At 67.6% G+C, this 15,143-nt stretch carries 13 protein-coding genes and 5 pseudogenes; 10 read left to right on the forward strand and 8 right to left on the reverse strand.

Features of this window, described 5'->3' with window-relative positions:
• Positions 1-17: 17 nt before the first annotated feature.
• Positions 18-614 carry a hypothetical protein gene (locus OG524_RS02575; protein WP_405808840.1) on the reverse strand — a complete coding sequence of 199 codons (597 nt, stop codon included), beginning with the start codon at positions 612-614 and terminating at the stop codon, positions 18-20.
• An 82-nt stretch (positions 615-696) separates the two neighbouring features.
• On the opposite strand from OG524_RS02575, the gene OG524_RS02580 reads away from it, so the two are divergent.
• Positions 697-1,167: an NUDIX domain-containing protein gene (locus tag OG524_RS02580; protein WP_405808841.1), complete on the forward strand. Its 471-nt coding sequence runs from the start codon at positions 697-699 to the stop codon at positions 1,165-1,167.
• Between the two features lie 23 nt (positions 1,168-1,190).
• Positions 1,191-1,959, forward strand: a pseudogene (locus tag OG524_RS02585) (ABC transporter ATP-binding protein); the annotation flags it as partial.
• Here the strand turns inward: OG524_RS02585 and OG524_RS02590 are convergent.
• Positions 1,951-2,196: a transposase family protein gene (locus OG524_RS02590; RefSeq protein WP_405808843.1), complete on the reverse strand. Its 246-nt coding sequence runs from the start codon at positions 2,194-2,196 to the stop codon at positions 1,951-1,953. The pseudogene OG524_RS02585 and the gene OG524_RS02590 overlap by 9 nt on opposite strands.
• A 257-nt stretch (positions 2,197-2,453) precedes the next feature.
• Between OG524_RS02590 and OG524_RS02595 the strand changes: the two are divergent.
• The 3 genes and pseudogenes from OG524_RS02595 to OG524_RS02605 all read left to right on the forward strand — a co-directional run.
• A pseudogene (locus tag OG524_RS02595) lies at positions 2,454-2,603 on the forward strand (integrase core domain-containing protein); the annotation flags it as partial.
• A gap of 281 nt (positions 2,604-2,884) precedes the next feature.
• Positions 2,885-3,559 carry a DUF4232 domain-containing protein gene (locus OG524_RS02600; RefSeq protein WP_405808845.1) on the forward strand — a complete coding sequence of 225 codons (675 nt, stop codon included), beginning with the start codon at positions 2,885-2,887 and terminating at the stop codon, positions 3,557-3,559.
• Between the two features lie 114 nt (positions 3,560-3,673).
• Positions 3,674-3,799 (forward strand): annotated as a pseudogene (locus tag OG524_RS02605) (IS5/IS1182 family transposase); the annotation flags it as partial.
• Between the two features lie 971 nt (positions 3,800-4,770).
• Here OG524_RS02605 and OG524_RS02610 read toward each other — a convergent pair.
• Positions 4,771-5,080, reverse strand: a pseudogene (locus OG524_RS02610) (transposase); the annotation flags it as partial.
• An 800-nt stretch (positions 5,081-5,880) separates the two neighbouring features.
• On the opposite strand from OG524_RS02610, the gene OG524_RS02615 reads away from it, so the two are divergent.
• Positions 5,881-6,834, forward strand: a complete 954-nt coding sequence (locus OG524_RS02615) for a peptidoglycan-binding protein (protein ID WP_405808847.1) — start codon at positions 5,881-5,883, stop codon at positions 6,832-6,834.
• A 10-nt stretch (positions 6,835-6,844) separates the two neighbouring features.
• Here the strand turns inward: OG524_RS02615 and OG524_RS02620 are convergent, their stop codons facing one another.
• The 3 genes from OG524_RS02620 to OG524_RS02630 form a co-directional block, all read right to left on the reverse strand.
• Positions 6,845-7,537 carry a hypothetical protein gene (locus tag OG524_RS02620; RefSeq protein ID WP_405808849.1) on the reverse strand — a complete coding sequence of 231 codons (693 nt, stop codon included), beginning with the start codon at positions 7,535-7,537 and terminating at the stop codon, positions 6,845-6,847.
• A 177-nt stretch (positions 7,538-7,714) separates the two neighbouring features.
• Positions 7,715-9,124 carry an IS4 family transposase gene (locus OG524_RS02625; RefSeq protein WP_405808851.1) on the reverse strand — a complete coding sequence of 470 codons (1,410 nt, stop codon included), beginning with the start codon at positions 9,122-9,124 and terminating at the stop codon, positions 7,715-7,717.
• A gap of 131 nt (positions 9,125-9,255) precedes the next feature.
• Positions 9,256-9,747 carry a DUF317 domain-containing protein gene (locus OG524_RS02630; protein WP_405808853.1) on the reverse strand — a complete coding sequence of 164 codons (492 nt, stop codon included), beginning with the start codon at positions 9,745-9,747 and terminating at the stop codon, positions 9,256-9,258.
• A 313-nt stretch (positions 9,748-10,060) separates the two neighbouring features.
• Here OG524_RS02630 and OG524_RS02635 point away from each other — a divergent pair.
• Positions 10,061-10,195 (forward strand): annotated as a pseudogene (locus OG524_RS02635) (hypothetical protein); the annotation flags it as partial.
• A gap of 51 nt (positions 10,196-10,246) precedes the next feature.
• Positions 10,247-10,600, forward strand: coding sequence for a hypothetical protein (locus tag OG524_RS02640; RefSeq protein ID WP_405812545.1), 354 nt, complete (start codon positions 10,247-10,249; stop codon positions 10,598-10,600).
• 145 nt (positions 10,601-10,745) lie between these two features.
• On the opposite strand, the gene OG524_RS02645 is transcribed toward OG524_RS02640, so the two are convergent.
• On the reverse strand, positions 10,746-11,471 hold the full coding sequence (locus OG524_RS02645; RefSeq protein ID WP_405808854.1) for a TetR/AcrR family transcriptional regulator: 726 nt from the start codon (positions 11,469-11,471) through the stop codon (positions 10,746-10,748).
• Between the two features lie 112 nt (positions 11,472-11,583).
• On the opposite strand from OG524_RS02645, the gene OG524_RS02650 reads away from it, so the two are divergent.
• Positions 11,584-12,672 (forward strand): alpha/beta fold hydrolase, encoded by a 1,089-nt coding sequence (locus tag OG524_RS02650; RefSeq protein WP_405808856.1) that lies wholly within the window; start codon positions 11,584-11,586, stop codon positions 12,670-12,672.
• A gap of 118 nt (positions 12,673-12,790) precedes the next feature.
• Positions 12,791-13,471 carry a hypothetical protein gene (locus OG524_RS02655; RefSeq protein WP_405808858.1) on the forward strand — a complete coding sequence of 227 codons (681 nt, stop codon included), beginning with the start codon at positions 12,791-12,793 and terminating at the stop codon, positions 13,469-13,471.
• A 28-nt stretch (positions 13,472-13,499) separates the two neighbouring features.
• Here the strand turns inward: OG524_RS02655 and OG524_RS02660 are convergent, their stop codons facing one another.
• Positions 13,500-15,119 carry an IS1182 family transposase gene (locus OG524_RS02660; RefSeq protein ID WP_405808860.1) on the reverse strand — a complete coding sequence of 540 codons (1,620 nt, stop codon included), beginning with the start codon at positions 15,117-15,119 and terminating at the stop codon, positions 13,500-13,502.
• Positions 15,120-15,143: the final 24 nt, after the last annotated feature.

Genomic DNA, 15,143 nt, shown 5'->3' on the forward strand with positions numbered 1-15,143 from the left:
ACGGGCCAGATTGCGGCTCAGCCCTTGGCGCTGCTGTCCTCGCTGCGCCGGCTCCACTCCTGCATCGACTCCTCGATGAGCCGGTTGGAATGCTCCTGAAGACCGTCCGGGAACTTGGCGTAGTACTGGAAGAGCACTTGGATGCTCTGGCCAGCCCGGCGCGCGCATTCGGCAGGATCTACACCAGAGTGCAGCCAGAACGAGATCCCGGCGTGCCGGAGGGCGTAGGGCCTCTTGGCGATCAGCGTCGGCTGCTCATTGGGAGCAGGGACCTTCTTACGGGCCCGCTCCCACGTCTTGCCGTAGGCCGCTGCATCAACGTAGCCGCCGGCCTCATTGCGAAACACTCGGCCATCGGGCGCGACGCCGAAGCGATCGACGTGTTTTCGCAGTGTGTGCACGAACGACGGCGGTATCAGCACGGGACGTGTGGCCTTGACGGCCCGCCGCTTCAAGGAGTGCACTTCGTGGACCGCGCCATCGTCCGTCCACTCCTTGCCGGCCGTGACGACACCTCCGCTCAGGTTGAGCATGCCCCAGCCGCTCTTCGGCAGATGGCACTGTGAGATCTGCAGGTGGATGACCTCCGCCGGACGCATGGCTGCGTAGTACATGCAGCGGAAGAACGCCTCAAGGTGCGGTCCCCGGCCCTGTTGTTTGCCAACAGCGGGAACGCCTGCTGCAGGAGGGCCGCCTGTGAGCCACGCGCCTCACCTGCTGATCGCTGACGTGGCCCAAGTCCTGCTCCGCGCAAGCGGCGCAGCCCTGTGCGTACGTCGCAAACCGGGGGTGGCGCTCGCACCGGGACAACTCACCGTTGTGGGTGGCCATCTGGAAGCCGGCGAACCGCTCCACCACGCCGCGCGGCGCGAAGCGGAAGAAGAGACGGAGGTCTGCATCAGCGCCGAGCAACAGGAGTTCTGCGGCCTCATTCACCACCATGAATCCGCGGATGGCCCGGACCGGATCACCGCCGTCTTCGTCGCCCAGTCGTGGGCGGGCAAGCCGCACAATGCCGAGCTGGACAAGCACGAGGACTTGTTCTGGGTGTCGTTGGAGAAGCCCTCGCCGGACTGCCACCCATACACCACCGCCATCTTCCACATGATCACCCACGGCCCGTCCTACCGGGCTCTGAACTGGCCGACGCAGGGAGGCAGCGAGTGAAGCGATTCTTCGGCAAGGTCCGCATGGCGGAGCCCCAGGTATCCGAGGCAGAACGCGAGCTCTTCGGCGGGCCGTTGCGCTACGACATGGGCTGGTCCCAACATGAGCACGCGGGCCTGGACTTGACCATGCGATCAGCGCTGCGCCAGATGCCCAGACTCGTCGGCGCTGCCCTGCGGATGGCCTGGAGCGCGGATCGCCGCGCGCTCATGGCAGTGGCGATCAGCGAACTCGGCCAGGGCATCGCCGCCGCAGTCGGGCTGCTTGCCATCAACGCGGTCATGCACGCGCTGTTAGGGGCCGGAGACGCTGTCGAGCGGCTGCACGCCTTGCTGCCGGGACTGCTCGCCGCCGCAGGCGTAGCCGTCGTCAACTCCGCCCTGGCCGGCTGGTCGACCTCTCGGGCCGGCCGCCTGGAGCCCAAAGGTCGAGCGGATCGCCACCACCCAGTACCTGGCCGCGGCCACCGCCGTCGAACTCGAAGCCATCGGCGACCCGGACTTCCGTCGTCTGATCGACATCGCCCAATACGGGCCCGCCTCCGCGCGCCGCATGATCGGCGCCTGTGTCTCCGCGCTGAACAGCAGTATCTCGCTGATCGCCACGGCCGGTGTGCTCACCATCCTGCATCCGGCACTGCTGCCCATGCTGCTGGTCATCGCCGCACCCCGCGGGTGGGGCGCCATGCGGGTGGCACAGGAACGCTACGTGTCGGTGATGAGCTGGATCGAGCACCTGCGGGCCAGCCACCTCATCGGCAACCTCCTCACCGAACGCACCGCCTCACCCCAGGCGGGAGAGGGTGTCCTGGGGCGCGTGGCGGGCCCACTGCCCGATCGCGATATAGGAGCGGGCTCCGGCCAGCACCGCGCACGCGGCGGTCAGTAACACCGAGGCGAGGCTATGACGTCGGCCCCGCCGGGCGCGTGGATCTGGCAGGGAGGCCAGCCGCGCCGCCATGCCGGGAAGTTCACGGTGTTCACGCGAAGGCGACTTGATCAGACAGACGGTGGCAGACTGACGGCACATCGGGGCTCCGGTGATCGGGCGACTTGGAGGTCCCCTTGATCATCGGAGCTTCGTTACGTGCGGAACTGGTGGAGTGAAGGTCCGCCACATGCCTGTGACCTGCCGATTCTCCAAGCAGTCAGGACTATGAATCAGCCCTGGCCAGGCCCGATCCCAGGCCAGCCACTACCGACAACAAGCCACTCGGGCATGAAGATCACGATCTACGACTGGAGTAGTAGGCGTGGCGAATTACGCGGAACGCGGGCTGGAAGGACCTGAGCAACGTGGAGTTGGCCACCGCCGAATGGGTCGACTGGTACAACCACCGACGACTCCACGGTGAGATAGGCCACGTCCCGCCCGCCGAATACGAAGCCACCTACTACCAGAACACACAAAAACAGCAGGTCACAGCCACAATCTAGAGTCTCTACCGAATCCGGAACGGTTCACAGCTTCTGCAACGGCCTCGACCTCGACCGCGCCGCCGTGAACGCCGGCCTCACCCTGCTCAGGGCCTCGCCGAGCCGGGCCGGCCGCGTGTACGGCCACCGCTCGATGCCGGGTACTCCCTCGCCACGGCCACGGCCACCGTCACAATGTCACGAACCTGTTCGAAGACCGCTCTCGCTCGGTGCGATCAGTCGTCAGCACCGCTCCCATGAGGCACGATCACCGGGACATTCCGACTCCCGGGGGACTTCTCATGGTTCACACAGCTCGTTCACGCCGTACCACCGCCGCACTCGCCGCTCTGTCGATCGGCATCCTGGCCCTGACCGCATGCAACGGTGACGCCGAGAACGACGTGGCCACCCCGGCCACGCACGCGAGCCCTTCCGCTACGGGTACGGACAAGAGCACCGACATGCCCTCGTCGGCCGACCCAGGTGACGGTGGCGGCGGCAGCGGGAAGTCCTCCGACAGCCCCAGCACCCCGCCGTCGTCGCCGAAGCCCGGGGCCGACGACGATCAGGACGGAGGTGTCGGCATGTGCGAGACAGCCGACCTCACCTACAACGTCACCGTCGCGTCCAGGCCTGTCAACCACGCCTTGCTGACCGCCAGCAACAAAGGCAGCAACCCCTGTCTGCTGTCGCCGAACGAGCTGGTGATCACGATTCCTGGCCTCGACGGCGCCGCCGGGCACATGGGACCCGACGGCAAGGACTGGATTCTGAAGCCCGGCGAGAGCGCGTATGCCGGGATCATGTTCTCGCGCGCCGACACCGCGGGTGGCAAGAGCGCCGACAAGGTGGAAGTGGCACTCGCCGCTTCCGAAAGCCCGATGACCGTTCCGGTCAACGATGGCCCCGTCACGGTCAACGACAGCCAGGTCACCAGCTTCTTCGGTACCGCCGAGGACGCGCTGACCTACTGAGCTCTTTCAGCGTGGCCCCTGATCGGGTGACGGGCTCGACGTCCGCGACGCACGAGGCTCCTGTGCCGCTGGGGGATGTGTTCGAAGTCTCAACCTCCAGGCGCAGGAGCCACGTTGGTTCCGTATCCTGCCGCACTCGACCTGCCCCACGCCCTGGTCGAGTGGGCCACCATGCTCATCGTCACCAGTGAGGGTGACCGCCGCTGCAAGCTCCCACCGCACCAGCGTGCCCTGGTCGCGGAGCGGGACCGGCTCGACGTACTGGCCGGCACCGCCTCCCGCACGATCGCCGAACTGGAGCAGTCCAGCAAGGACGGCGGCCCCATGACCATCAACGGGCCGAAAAGCCCGTTCGAGGGCGTGACGTCTGCCCACTATGAGGGGAACATGGCCGGTTCCCCGAACCGGGAGGATGCCTGCAGCAGATCGCGCAGCTGCGGGGCCGGTGACCGTGGCGGTGTCGTCGCCGGGTGCCAGGCGGAGCGCGTCCAGGGGCGCGGTCCATGGACTGCGGCCCGGTTCGACTGACCGAATCACCGCTCCGCGCCGTACCCATCGACACCCCCAGGTCGGTGCCTCCGGATCACCACTCCAGTTCGTGCCGACGATCGCGTCTTCCTCCCGGGCAACTGCCGGAGGTCCGCCCACACCTCGGACGGCACCCGCGCACTCAACTCCAGCCCCGCAGCACCACTTGCGGCCACGCCACACTCTTGTCGCCACACCGACCAGACCGGAATCCTCCTCGTAGATCCCCACCACACCTACGGTCTGGTAATCCCCGAGACCGACCCCGCCGCCCAAGATGTACGAGCAGTACGCGATGGCTCCGTCCAACGCCGCCAATACCTCAGGGCGACATTCCAAAGCGCAAGGCACCAACTCCCGCCAGCGGATCCAGAATCCACCGCGCCCGTCCCAGGAGAGATCAAGCAGTCCCCTGTGCCCACGCGGCAACTACCCGGGCCGAATGCAGCCAGTTGTCGGCGCTGTCGCAGCGATCCGTCGCCCGCTCCGCACGTGGTCCGCCGGACAACCTGACCTCGATCCTTCGTGAGTCCTCGTCGGTTCGCTGACGGGGCTCTGTGCTTGCGAGTACGGAATTTTTGGGGCTGAGGCAGGTTGGCGGCCCGGCAGTCGCGTCGGGTGGGCGCAGGGTTCCACGGTTCCGGGATGCTGCTGTGGTTCCTCGGGGCGGTCGGAGTTGCTGGTCAGCCGGGGTTCGGCAGGGCTGTGAGTCGTTGGATCGCGTGGGTGATGACGTCTGTCCAGGGCCATCGGGCGGTGAAGCGGAGCGGTGACCAGTTGGGCAGCAGCGGAGAACAGCCGTAGGCGGAGCTTCTTGGGTTCCCAGCGGCGGGTTTTGCTGGTCAGGGCGAGCATCGGCATCCAGGCGAGGAGGTCGAGTGCGAGGGAGATGATCTCCAACCAGATCTGGTTCTGCGCGGTGTCGTGCAGAGGTAGGTTGCGCAGGCCGGTGTCGCGGGCGTTTCGGATCCGGTCCTCGCAGCGGGCCCGCCTGTCGACATCGTCATGCCGCGCGAGGTCCGGATCCACGACACCCGGCATACCTTTGCGGTCTACATGCTGCGGCTGCTGACCAAGCTGATCGTTCAAGAGGAAACCGAAGAGGGGCCTTGCCAGTGTGGAGAAGAGGTCATCGAAGCGTGCGGCGTAGGCTTCCAGCGGGCCCGGAGCGGGCGGACACGGCAGACGACGGGTCATCACAAACTCCCGGGCGGCGAGGCCACGTTCCTCTGCTACGGCCTACTTCGGCCCTGACCCGCCGTCAACTTACGCGTGGCCGGTGAAGTGTGCGTGGAAGACCTCTGCGATCCCTGGGACTGGTGGACTCCGGGCACCGATTGAAGCCGCAGCATCTTGAAGTGGCTGGTCGGGGGGCTGGTGTGATGTCGTTTGGGATGCTCGCGCTGGTCGTGGGCGGCACGCGGGCGGAAGAGTACGAGCCGGCCGTGCGGGCGGGGGACACACCCGCGGGTCGCTGCTCGGTTCGGCCGCCGCGATTGCGCTGGCGGACCAACCGGGACCGTGGACGGCTCGCCTCCAGTGGCCGTCCGTGCTGCGGCCCCTGCGACGACGGGCAGGAATCCGCAAAACCACCCCTGGCAGACGATCTACACCGCAGAACTGACAGCCGGCCCTGGAGCACGTCCGGCGGATCTGCGACCGAGATCTCTGTTCACGGCAACGGGTGTTGCCCTGAAGAGTCACATGACCGGTCAGCCGCCCTCTAGACCGTACCCAGGACCGTCCATACCCTGTTGTGGCACGATCATCCTCCATCGACGAACGGCTTTTCCATGCCCTCAGGGAGAATTGGTTCCATCGGAGTCACCGTGCTGACCGTGGTGACCGCGTTACTCATCGTCCTGATACCGGCGACCCAGGCCAGTGCGGCCCTGCCCGCCTGGCCGTCGATCAGCCAGGGCGCCAGTGGCGCTGACACCCAGACGGCTCAGTACCTCCTGCGGCACCACGGGTACGGCATCGCGGCAGACGGACAGTTCGGGCCGGCCACCCACTCCGCCGTGATCAGCTTCCAGTCCTCCCGCGGACTGACCGCCGACGGTGTCATCGGCTCGCAGACGTGGCCGCACCTGATCGCCTCCGTAAGCCAGGGGGCGAGCGGCGAGGCAGTGCGGGCGGCGCAGACCCAGCTCAACGTGTACGGCGCGGGCCTATCAGTGGACGGGCAGTTCGGACCCGCTACCGACCAGGCCGTGCGCTCCTACCAGAGCTCCCACGGCCTCGCCGTCGACGGTCAGGTCGCCCCACAGACCTGGCAGAGCCTCATCGGCGGTAACGGTGGCGGCAGCAGCCCGTCCGGTTACTCGCTGCCGCTGGCCCGGAGCGCCGTCAGCCGGGCGGCCTACGGGGCCTCGCACTGGAACTCCACCCCGGCCGTCGATCTCATCGTGAACTACATCCCGACGTACGCGATCAAGAGCGGCGTCGTCGACCACTACAGCAGCACGTCCTGCGGCATCGGAATCCGACTGCTCCAGCCGGATGGTTCGCGCTTCGTATACTGCCACCTCAGCGAACGCTCGGTCGCCGATGGCGCCCAGGTATCGGACGGCACACGACTGGGCACCACCGGCGACACCGGCAACTCCGGCGCTCCGCACCTTCATGTGGAGATCAGGACGAGCGACGGCGTGGCGCACTGCCCGCAGAAGTATCTGCTGGCGATCTACGACGGCCTGACGCCGCCCAGCTTCGGCGCTCTGCCGACCAGCGGCTGCACCGCCTGACGCAGGGCAGTCACGGCCCAACTCCGCCGGCCGAGTTCCACTTGAGTGCCGGGCATCGTGTGCGCGCGAGGGTGCCGGGCATCGTCGGGTGGTGCGCGCCGGTGCGGCGCGACATCGTGGTCCGCGCCGGAGTGCCGGGCATTGGCATGGGGTGCCCGCCATGGTGGAGTCCACCGGGTGGCGGGCATCGGATGTTCCGCATCCGATGTCGTGCATCGGGCACGGGATGCGGAACATCGTGCGGTGCCTCGCATGGGTACAGCGCGCGCAGGTCGGCGGTTATCATCCGGCGCCCGGCCGGGCGGGTGTAATCGTCGACAACCGCCTGCACGATCTGTTCGTCCAGGCCGGGCTGGTGGGGTCGGCCGCGCAGGACGTAGGCGAGGTGGCGGCTGGTTTCGGCGAGCAGGTGCCGGCGTTTGAACGCGCCGCGCATCACGTACACCACGGCTGCGACATCGACGGCCGCCAGCGCTATGTCGACCACCGGCCGGACCCGCGCCCACACCGCCGCGGCCGCCGCCCGCGCGGCGAGCCGGTAGACGGTGCAGGCGCCGAACGCCCAGATGCTCCGACAGCGACCGTGCCACCGTGCGCTTGGGCGGGCGCGTCCGGTCGGCTGCCTGGCAGTCCAGCGCGTAGGCGGCCCGCTCCCCCGGCGGGTGCCCTGCCGCTCTTCGTAGGCGGCCACGAGGTCGGGCATCGCGTCCGCGATCTGTTGACGGCGGGTCGACTGCCAGCCGATGAGCCGCGCGGCCGGTCTCGGCGCCCTGGCCAGGGCTGATTCATAGTCCTGACTGCTTGGAGAATCGGCAGGTCACAGGCATGTGGCGGACCTTCACTCCACCAGTTCCGCACGTAACGAACAACACCGTTGCGTTTACTTCCGTGAGCGGTTCGCAAGTCCGTGCTCGAAGCACGTGATGACGGTGTGGATGGTGTAGTTCTGGCTGGTCGTGGGGTGTTGTCCGGCGTTCGGTCCGTACTTGCTGGTGGGGTTCTTGCGGGTGCGGGCCTTGACGCGGTGTCGGTGGCGGGCGGGGTGCAGGGACTCGAGGGCGGCCCTGCCGATGGTGCCGACGAGGTCGGCGGGTCCGGCCGGGGGCAGGATTCCGGTCGCGGTGGTGACGGTGTCGCCGGCGGTGGTTTGCAGGACGGTGAAGCTGATGCGGTCCATGTCCAGGCCGGGCCGGGTGCAGGCGGTGTCGGCGGCGGCGCGGATCAGGGCCTGGTAGGTGGTGAGCAGGGCGTAGACCTCTTGGTCAAGGCCGGTCAGACTGCGGGAGCGCAGGACACGGCCGTCCAGCATGGTCGCCTTGATCGAGAAATACGTCGTCTCCGACTGCCACCGCTCGTGGTAGAGATCCACGAGAGCGGCGGCTGGGTGGGCGGCCGGGTCGAGGAGGCTGGTGAGCAGGCGCCACTGCTGGGTGCGGACGGTGCCGTCGGCCAGGGTTGCGGTGACGGACGCCTCGATGACGCGGACGCTCAGCAGGACGGGCAGGACTCCGTAGCCGATCCGGGCGAGGTAGGAGCCGTCGCCCAGGTGCCGGAAGGGGGTGGGGATGCGGCGGGCGGAGGAGCGCACCAGGAACTGGGCTCCGGTGGCCTGGACGTCCCGGGCGAACTCGTTGGCGTCGAAGCCGGCGTCGGCCAGCAGGAGCATCGAGCGGTCCAGTGCTTTCAACAGGCGTGTCGTGTAGGTGAGTTCGCCGTCGCTCTCGGGGCCGAAAGCAGCAGCCAGCACGGCACGGGTGCCGCACTCGACCAGGACTACGAGTCGCAGCAGCGGGTAGCCGAACTCCATGGTTTCGCCCGCTCGCTTGGGATAGCGCCAGGTGAGCGCCTTCTCGTCGGGCACGTGCAGCAAGGTGCCGTCCACGGCCACGGTCCGAAGCCCTCGATAGAACGAACCGGGCTGCCCGAGGTGGGCGACGGGCCCGGCGAGGATCTCGAACAGCCGCCGCAGTGGTGCGGCTCCTATTCGCCGTCGGGCCCTGGACAGCGAGGAGACCGTAGGCCGCACCAACGGCAGTCCCTCCAGCCCTGCCGTCAACTTGCCCCACACGCCCTGGTAGGAGCAGTCCTCGAACAGGGCCAGCGCGAGGACGAAATAGACCACGACCCGGGACGGCAGCAGCCGCAGCCGCTTCTCACGTGACCCGGTCTCCTCGATCACCGCGTCCACCAGTTCGAAGTCCACGATCTGGGTCAACTCGCCCAGGTGGCCGGGCGCGTACACACCCCCGGCCGCCTCGACCGTGCGCGTGATGACAGACTTCTCCTGCAACGGGACTCCCGACGATCTTCTTGCTCGACACAAGTTGATCTATCAGGACGTCCCGTTGCGTCATTCACCAGGGCTTGACCTGCGGCTCAAGACTCAAACGCAACGGTGTTGACGTAACGAAGCTCCGATGATCAAGGGGACCTCCAAGTCGCCCGATCACCGGAGCCCCGATGTGCCGTCAGTCTGCCACCGTCTGTCTGATCAAGTCGCCTTCGCGTGAACACCGTGAACTTCCGACGGTCCGGAGCGCTGCTACGGCCTTCGAGGTAGAGATCGAGCAGTTCGGCATGGACGTCGTGCAGGACTTCGGCGGGGGTGGTGGCATCGAAGCTGATCTCCCAGGCTCTTGTGCCGAAGGGGACACGGTTCGCGCCGATGGTCCACGTCCCTTTGCCCTGTCGCTCGGGGGCGGGTGCGAAGCGGGTCCACAGCCGGGCGCAGGGGCTGCTGGCGAACACCAGCCCTTCGTCCGCCGGGTGAAGGTGCCAGCCGTCATCGAAGGGGAAGGGCCAGATCGTGTGAAGGTCCGCCATGCCAGGGCCAGCGAGGTGGCGCGGGAGGACCTTTACGGTCCGGTCCGGGTCGAGATCCTTGAAAGGATCGGGGAACGAGGTGGGAGGCATGAGGGGAGGCTCCAGTTGGCAGGCCGCGGGGATGTGGTGCCGGGGACATCGGGCGAGAAGTCAGCGGGTGTGGCTCTGTCCGCGAGAACGGGTTCTGGCTCAGGTTGTGTGGTCCGTGCACTGTGAGTAACGACTGAACTCCCTGGGGCGGCCAGGTAAGTTGCCTCAAAACGAGCAGTGGCATGCGTGGCTGGGCCGATAGTTCGTGGCTGTGAATGAGATCTTGTTCCGGCTGGAGGAGCTGTTGTTCCCGTCGATCGCGGACGTCGCGGTGCTGTCGGTAGACGTGAACATCGCGAGAGTGCGTGTTGATGTGCGGTGCACCGCAGCTGGTGCCTCGTGTCCGGGTTGTGGGGCATGGTCAGCCAAGGTGCACGGCTCCTGCCTGCGATTTCCCGATGGTGTTCCGAGCGCGGGACGAAGCGTGATTCTCCAGTTGCGGGTCCGCCGGTTCACCTGCGGGAACGTTGAGTGCGGACGTCGCACGTTCGTCGAGCAGATGCCCGGCCTGACCCGGAGAAATGGTCAGCGGACCGAGCGGCTCCGCTCGACCCTGGCCTCGATCGGTCTTGCCCTGGCCGGCCGGGCCGGTGCCCGCCTGGCTGCCACCGTGGGAGGGGCGGTCAGCCGCAGCACGGTCCTGCGGTTGGTCGACGCGCTTCCCGAGCCGGAGGTTCCCGCTCCGCGGGTGGTCGGCGTCGACGAGTACGCCACCCGCAGGGGCCGCCACTACGGGACCGTTCTTGTGGACGTCGAGACCCGCCGGCCCATCGACCTGCTGCCTGACCGGGAGTCGTCGACCCCTGCGTGGCTGGCCCAGCGGCCCGGAATCGAGGTGGTCTGCCGGGACTGATGCCGATCTCGAATTCTCCCCAGTGCTGCTCTTCGTCCCCAGTTGGTTCTCGAAGTGAACCAACTGGGGGGAATAGGGGAGACGGGAGAAGAGCTCACGATCGCTTGGTCGGTGAGTGCTCAAGTGCTGACAGTTCCAGACCAGCTCACGAGGGGATCAGGACTGCCACCCCATCGAGGATCCGCTCCAAGCCGAAGTCCAGCGGGTTCCCATCTTGCGGAGTGAAGGTGCCCGCCGCGATCGCCTCCGTCAGGGCGGGGAAGCGCTCCTCGTGCCGCTGCAAGACCTCGGCCGTCAGGTGCACCCACTCTTCATTCGCCGCCGCGTCGTGGTCGACGTACTGCTGGGCGATATTGCGAATATGGCCTACGAGCAGCAGGAACGTGTCATGCCGCTGGGTGGCCGGCAATCCCGTACCGGCCAGTACGGCCAAGGCCGAGTCGAGCCAGCCGAGTTGATGTGGGCCCATGATCTGGCGGCGCATGCCGGTCGCCGTCAGGACCCATGGGTGGCGGCGGTACATCGTCAGGCACTGTCGGGCCCACTCGGTCAGCTGCGGGCGCCAGCCGCCGGGGATGTCGGCGACCAGGGCCGGGGGGCCGATCGCGAGGTCGACCATCAGGTCGAGGAGTTCCGTCTTGCCGGGAACGTACCGGTAGAGCGCCATCGCGGTGACGCCGAATTCCTTGGCCACCCGCGCCAGTGAGACCGCGTCCAAGCCCTCCCTGTCGGCGATCCCGATAGCCGCCTCCGCGATCCGGCCCGCGCTGAGCGAGGGCTTCGGTCCCCTGCTCGGCAGCTCCTGCTCGCCCCAGAGCAGCGCGAAGCTCGCCTTCACGTCAGCCTGCTTCCCGACCTTCTTCGCGGCCACCCGCGCCTCCTCTACCGATCCCCGTTGACACCCCACCCTAACTGTTTATAACGTATAGCTAACCGCTTACGGCATATACAGTTTTCTCGAACGGGACACCCAGGGAGTCGTCATGATCGCCACCATCGCCGCCACGTCCGCAGCCGCCCTCCTCGCCGCACCCGCGGCCGGTGTCCTTGGCCACCGCGCCCTCAAGCGATCCCGCAACGCTTCACTGATGAAGATCGACACCCCGAACGGCATCGACGAGCAGGGATTCGTCCGCATCGGCGGCATCGAACAGTGGATCTCAGTACGCGGCGAGGATCTCTCGAACCCGGTCGTCCTGGAACTGCACGGCGGCCCCGGAGCCTCGACCGCGATCTTCGGACCCCGCACCAGATCCTGGGAGAAGCACTTCACGATCGTCCGCTGGGACATGCGCGGTGCCCTCAAGACCCTCGGCCGCAGCGGTCCGGAAGGACAGGGCGAAATGACCTTCGACCGGATCTACCGCGACGCGATCGAAGTCACCGACCACATACGCACCCGCCTGGGCGCCGACAAGATCGTCCTGCTCGGCCTCTCCTACGGAAGTGCCTTCGGCCTGCGGCTCGCCCGCGAGTTCCCCGAGCGCTACTCCGCATACGTCGGCACCGACCAGAACATCCACGACGCCGGCCGCGACGACTCCGTACACCAAGCCCTGCTCACCCGGCTGCGCGCGGCCGGAAAGCGTAAGGAGCTGGCGGTAGTCGAGGCGCTCCATCCCGACGAGCGGCGGTGGACGGCCCGCGAGCGCGCGATGCACGCCAAGCTGCTGGCCACCAGCGACCCGCTGACCCTGGACACGATGAAGAAGGTCGTCATGGGGTCCCTGTGGTTCTCGCCGCTGCACTCGCTGCGTGAACTGGGGCGCTTCGTGAAGGGCATGACCATCTCGGAACAGATCACTCACGCCACCGCCGGGTCCGACGACTGGGCGGACGGGACCAAGTTCGAACTCCCCTTCTTCATCGTTCAGGGCGAGAAGGACGTGCTTACGTCACCGGAGCTCGCCCGCCGCTTTTTTGACGACGTCCAGGCGCCCGTCAAGGGCTTCGCGTTGATCGAGGACTGCAGCCACTTCGCGGCGTTCCGACGGCCGGAGCGGTTCCTGGAATTTCTGCTGGCTCATGTGCGTCCGGTGGTCGTCAGCGCGTCGCCTGCGGCAGGCGTCTGACCGGGTGCCGGCCAGACGCCCAGCTGTCCGGGCCGCATCGAGCCACCCGGACAGGCCAGAAAGCATCAGAAGTGTGGGGAGATCACCCGAGCAGGTTTGGCCACCTGAAGAGCGACGCGTGGGGAGATTCAAAGAGCGCCATCAGGACCGCGCCCCGTTCTTCGCCGAAGGCACCGCCGTCGGCGCCCCGCAGGCCGTACAGGTCGCAGACCGGTGGCACCTCTGGCACAACCTCAGTGAGGCAGCCGAGCGGAGCATCGCCCAGCACCGCCGATGCCTGCGTGTCCTGGTGCCCGAGACACCTGAAACGCCCGAGACGGAGCCAGGGCCTGTGCAGGAGTCCTCCGACTCGCCTTGGCCGACCGGCCACCGGTTCGCCGACCGAACCCCGACCGTTCACGCCACGGTCCACGCCTTGGTGGAGGCGGGGCACAGCCGTCGCGCGATCCAGCGGCAGCTCGGCATGACCAGCCGAACCGTCAAACGGTACGCGGACGCTGCCAGGCCAGAAGATCTTTTCACCGGTCAGTGGCAAACAAGGCGCTCGGTTCTCGACGAGTACAAGCCCTATCTCGACGACCGCTGGAACGAGGGCGGAACGAACGCCTGGAAGCTGTGGGAGGAGATCGTTCCGCTCGGCTACACGGGCAGCTACCAACGGGTTCGTGCCTACCTCCGCCAGAAACGCACTTCACCAGGGCCGGTGACGGCCCGTCCGCCTTCGCCCCGGATCGTCGCCGGGTGGGTCCTCCGCCGACCGGAAAGCCTCTCCGAGACTGAACACCTCCGCTTAGCTTGACTCTGTCGGGGATCTTGGACGGTCTGGCTCAGGTGCCGAGGGTTCGCCAGGACTTCGACCGGGGGATGTCATTCTGGTCCAGGAAGGCCTGGAAGGCGGTCGGCGGTCTCGATGAAGAGGGTTCGTCGGTCGCCGACCGGCTGCTGAGTCGTTCGATGTTCACGGCGATGGCCGTGAGTACGTGTTGCAGGTGGGCTTTGGGCTGTCCTCGGTAGCGGCAGTGGCGCATGCCGTGTCCGTGGGCGAACTCGTTGATGGTGCCCTCGACTCCGGAGCGGACCGCGTAGCGGGCCTTCCAGTGGGGTGTCTGCTGCTCGGCTCGGACACGGAGTTGCAGGTCGCGGAGTTCTCGTGGGGGAAAACCCACGGTCCGGGCACTGCCGGCGGTGGTGGTGCAGCGGGTGCGGACGGGGCAGGGTCTGCATTGGCCTTTGGTGAACCGGGCCACGATCAGCGGGGCTGCGGTGGGCGAGGACGTCGGGTAGGGGCCGTGCCAGCCTGCGCTGACCTGGCCCTGGGGGCAGGTGACCTGTCGGCGGTCGAAGTCGATGTGGAAGTCGTCCCGGTCGAAGCCTTCGTTCTTGCGGTGCTGGCGGGTGGGGTTGCCCGGCAGCGGGCCGCTGACGGTGATCCGGTGTTCGCGGGCGGCTTGCTCCACATGGACCAGGGAGGCGTAGCCGCCGTCGACCAGGTGCTCGGCGGGCAGCAGTCCGCGACGCGCCAGGCGGGTGTGGATGCCGGGCAGGGCCTGGCCGTCGTTGGTGGCGGCCGAGGTGGTGGCCACGTCCGTGATCACGTTGACGCTGTCGGAGGCACACGTCTCGGTGACATGCGCGGCGAACCCCTTCCAGCGGATGATGTGCCCATGACGGACATAGCGCGCCGTGGCGTCGTAGGGGGAGACGACCGCCGAGGAGGATGGCGGCAGCCCGCCGTTGTCGGCGGTGCGCCAGCGCAGGCGGCCCGCCGCGTCGCGGTAGTAGTTCTGCACGACGGTCTGCCGCAGGGCCTCGGCCTGAGGGCCGGGCCGGTAGCCCGGCCCGTGCCGGTGGAGGTGCTCCAGCAGCCGGCAGGCGTCGTCGCCGGCGGCGAGGATTCTAGTCTTGGGCCGGGTGGGATTCTTGCCCAGGCGGACCTGACGTCCGTAGCGGCGCCCCCAGTCCTCGTCGACGAGGTCGGTCAGCAGGTGGGATGCGGTGCGGGCCACTTCTTCCAGCACGGCGCGGACGGCCTCGGTGACGAGTTCCAGACGGGTCAGGTCGCGCACTGCGGCCAGGACATGGGTGGAGTCGGTGCGCTGCGTGGTGCGCTCGCGCACAAGTCCGGCCTCTTTCAGGCGAGCGAGCGCCAGATCGAGGAGGCGGTCGGGGCGGTCGTCCTGGGCGAGACGCTCGCGGAAGTCGCCCAGCACGCTGTGGTGGAAGCCGGGATCGTCCAGTTCCATGGCCATGGCGTACTTGAAATCGATGCGACAGCGGACCGCCTCGGCGGCCTGACGGTCCGACAAATCACGCAGGAACTGCAGCACACAGACGGTGGCAAGCTGGGCGGGCGAGATGCCCGGACGCCCGTCGCGCGGGTACCAGCCCGCGAAGTCCTCGTCACACCACAGCCCGTCCAGCCGGTCTCTCACCCACATCGCTGTCATACCGCCCGGGTTGCTCGCCCGCGC

This window comes from Streptomyces sp. NBC_01520, assembly GCF_045040375.1.
GTDB lineage: Bacteria > Actinomycetota > Actinomycetes > Streptomycetales > Streptomycetaceae > Streptomyces.

Bases quoted from the DNA above. Each gene is read 5' to 3' on its own strand.
- OG524_RS02620 (WP_405808849.1), bottom strand. From the start codon at position 7,537: ATGCCCGACCTCGTGGCCGCCTACGAAGAGCGGCAGGGCACCCGCCGG.
- OG524_RS02600 (WP_405808845.1), top strand. From the start codon at position 2,885: ATGGTTCACACAGCTCGTTCACGCCGTACCACCGCCGCACTCGCCGCT.
- OG524_RS02660 (WP_405808860.1), bottom strand. From the start codon at position 15,119: ATGACAGCGATGTGGGTGAGAGACCGGCTGGACGGGCTGTGGTGTGAC.
- OG524_RS02650 (WP_405808856.1), top strand. From the start codon at position 11,584: ATGATCGCCACCATCGCCGCCACGTCCGCAGCCGCCCTCCTCGCCGCA.
- OG524_RS02590 (WP_405808843.1), bottom strand. From the start codon at position 2,196: ATGTGCCGTCAGTCTGCCACCGTCTGTCTGATCAAGTCGCCTTCGCGT.
- OG524_RS02615 (WP_405808847.1), top strand. From the start codon at position 5,881: ATGCCCTCAGGGAGAATTGGTTCCATCGGAGTCACCGTGCTGACCGTG.
- OG524_RS02575 (WP_405808840.1), bottom strand. From the start codon at position 614: ATGTACTACGCAGCCATGCGTCCGGCGGAGGTCATCCACCTGCAGATC.
- OG524_RS02630 (WP_405808853.1), bottom strand. From the start codon at position 9,747: ATGCCTCCCACCTCGTTCCCCGATCCTTTCAAGGATCTCGACCCGGAC.
- OG524_RS02640 (WP_405812545.1), top strand. From the start codon at position 10,247: ATGCCCGGCCTGACCCGGAGAAATGGTCAGCGGACCGAGCGGCTCCGC.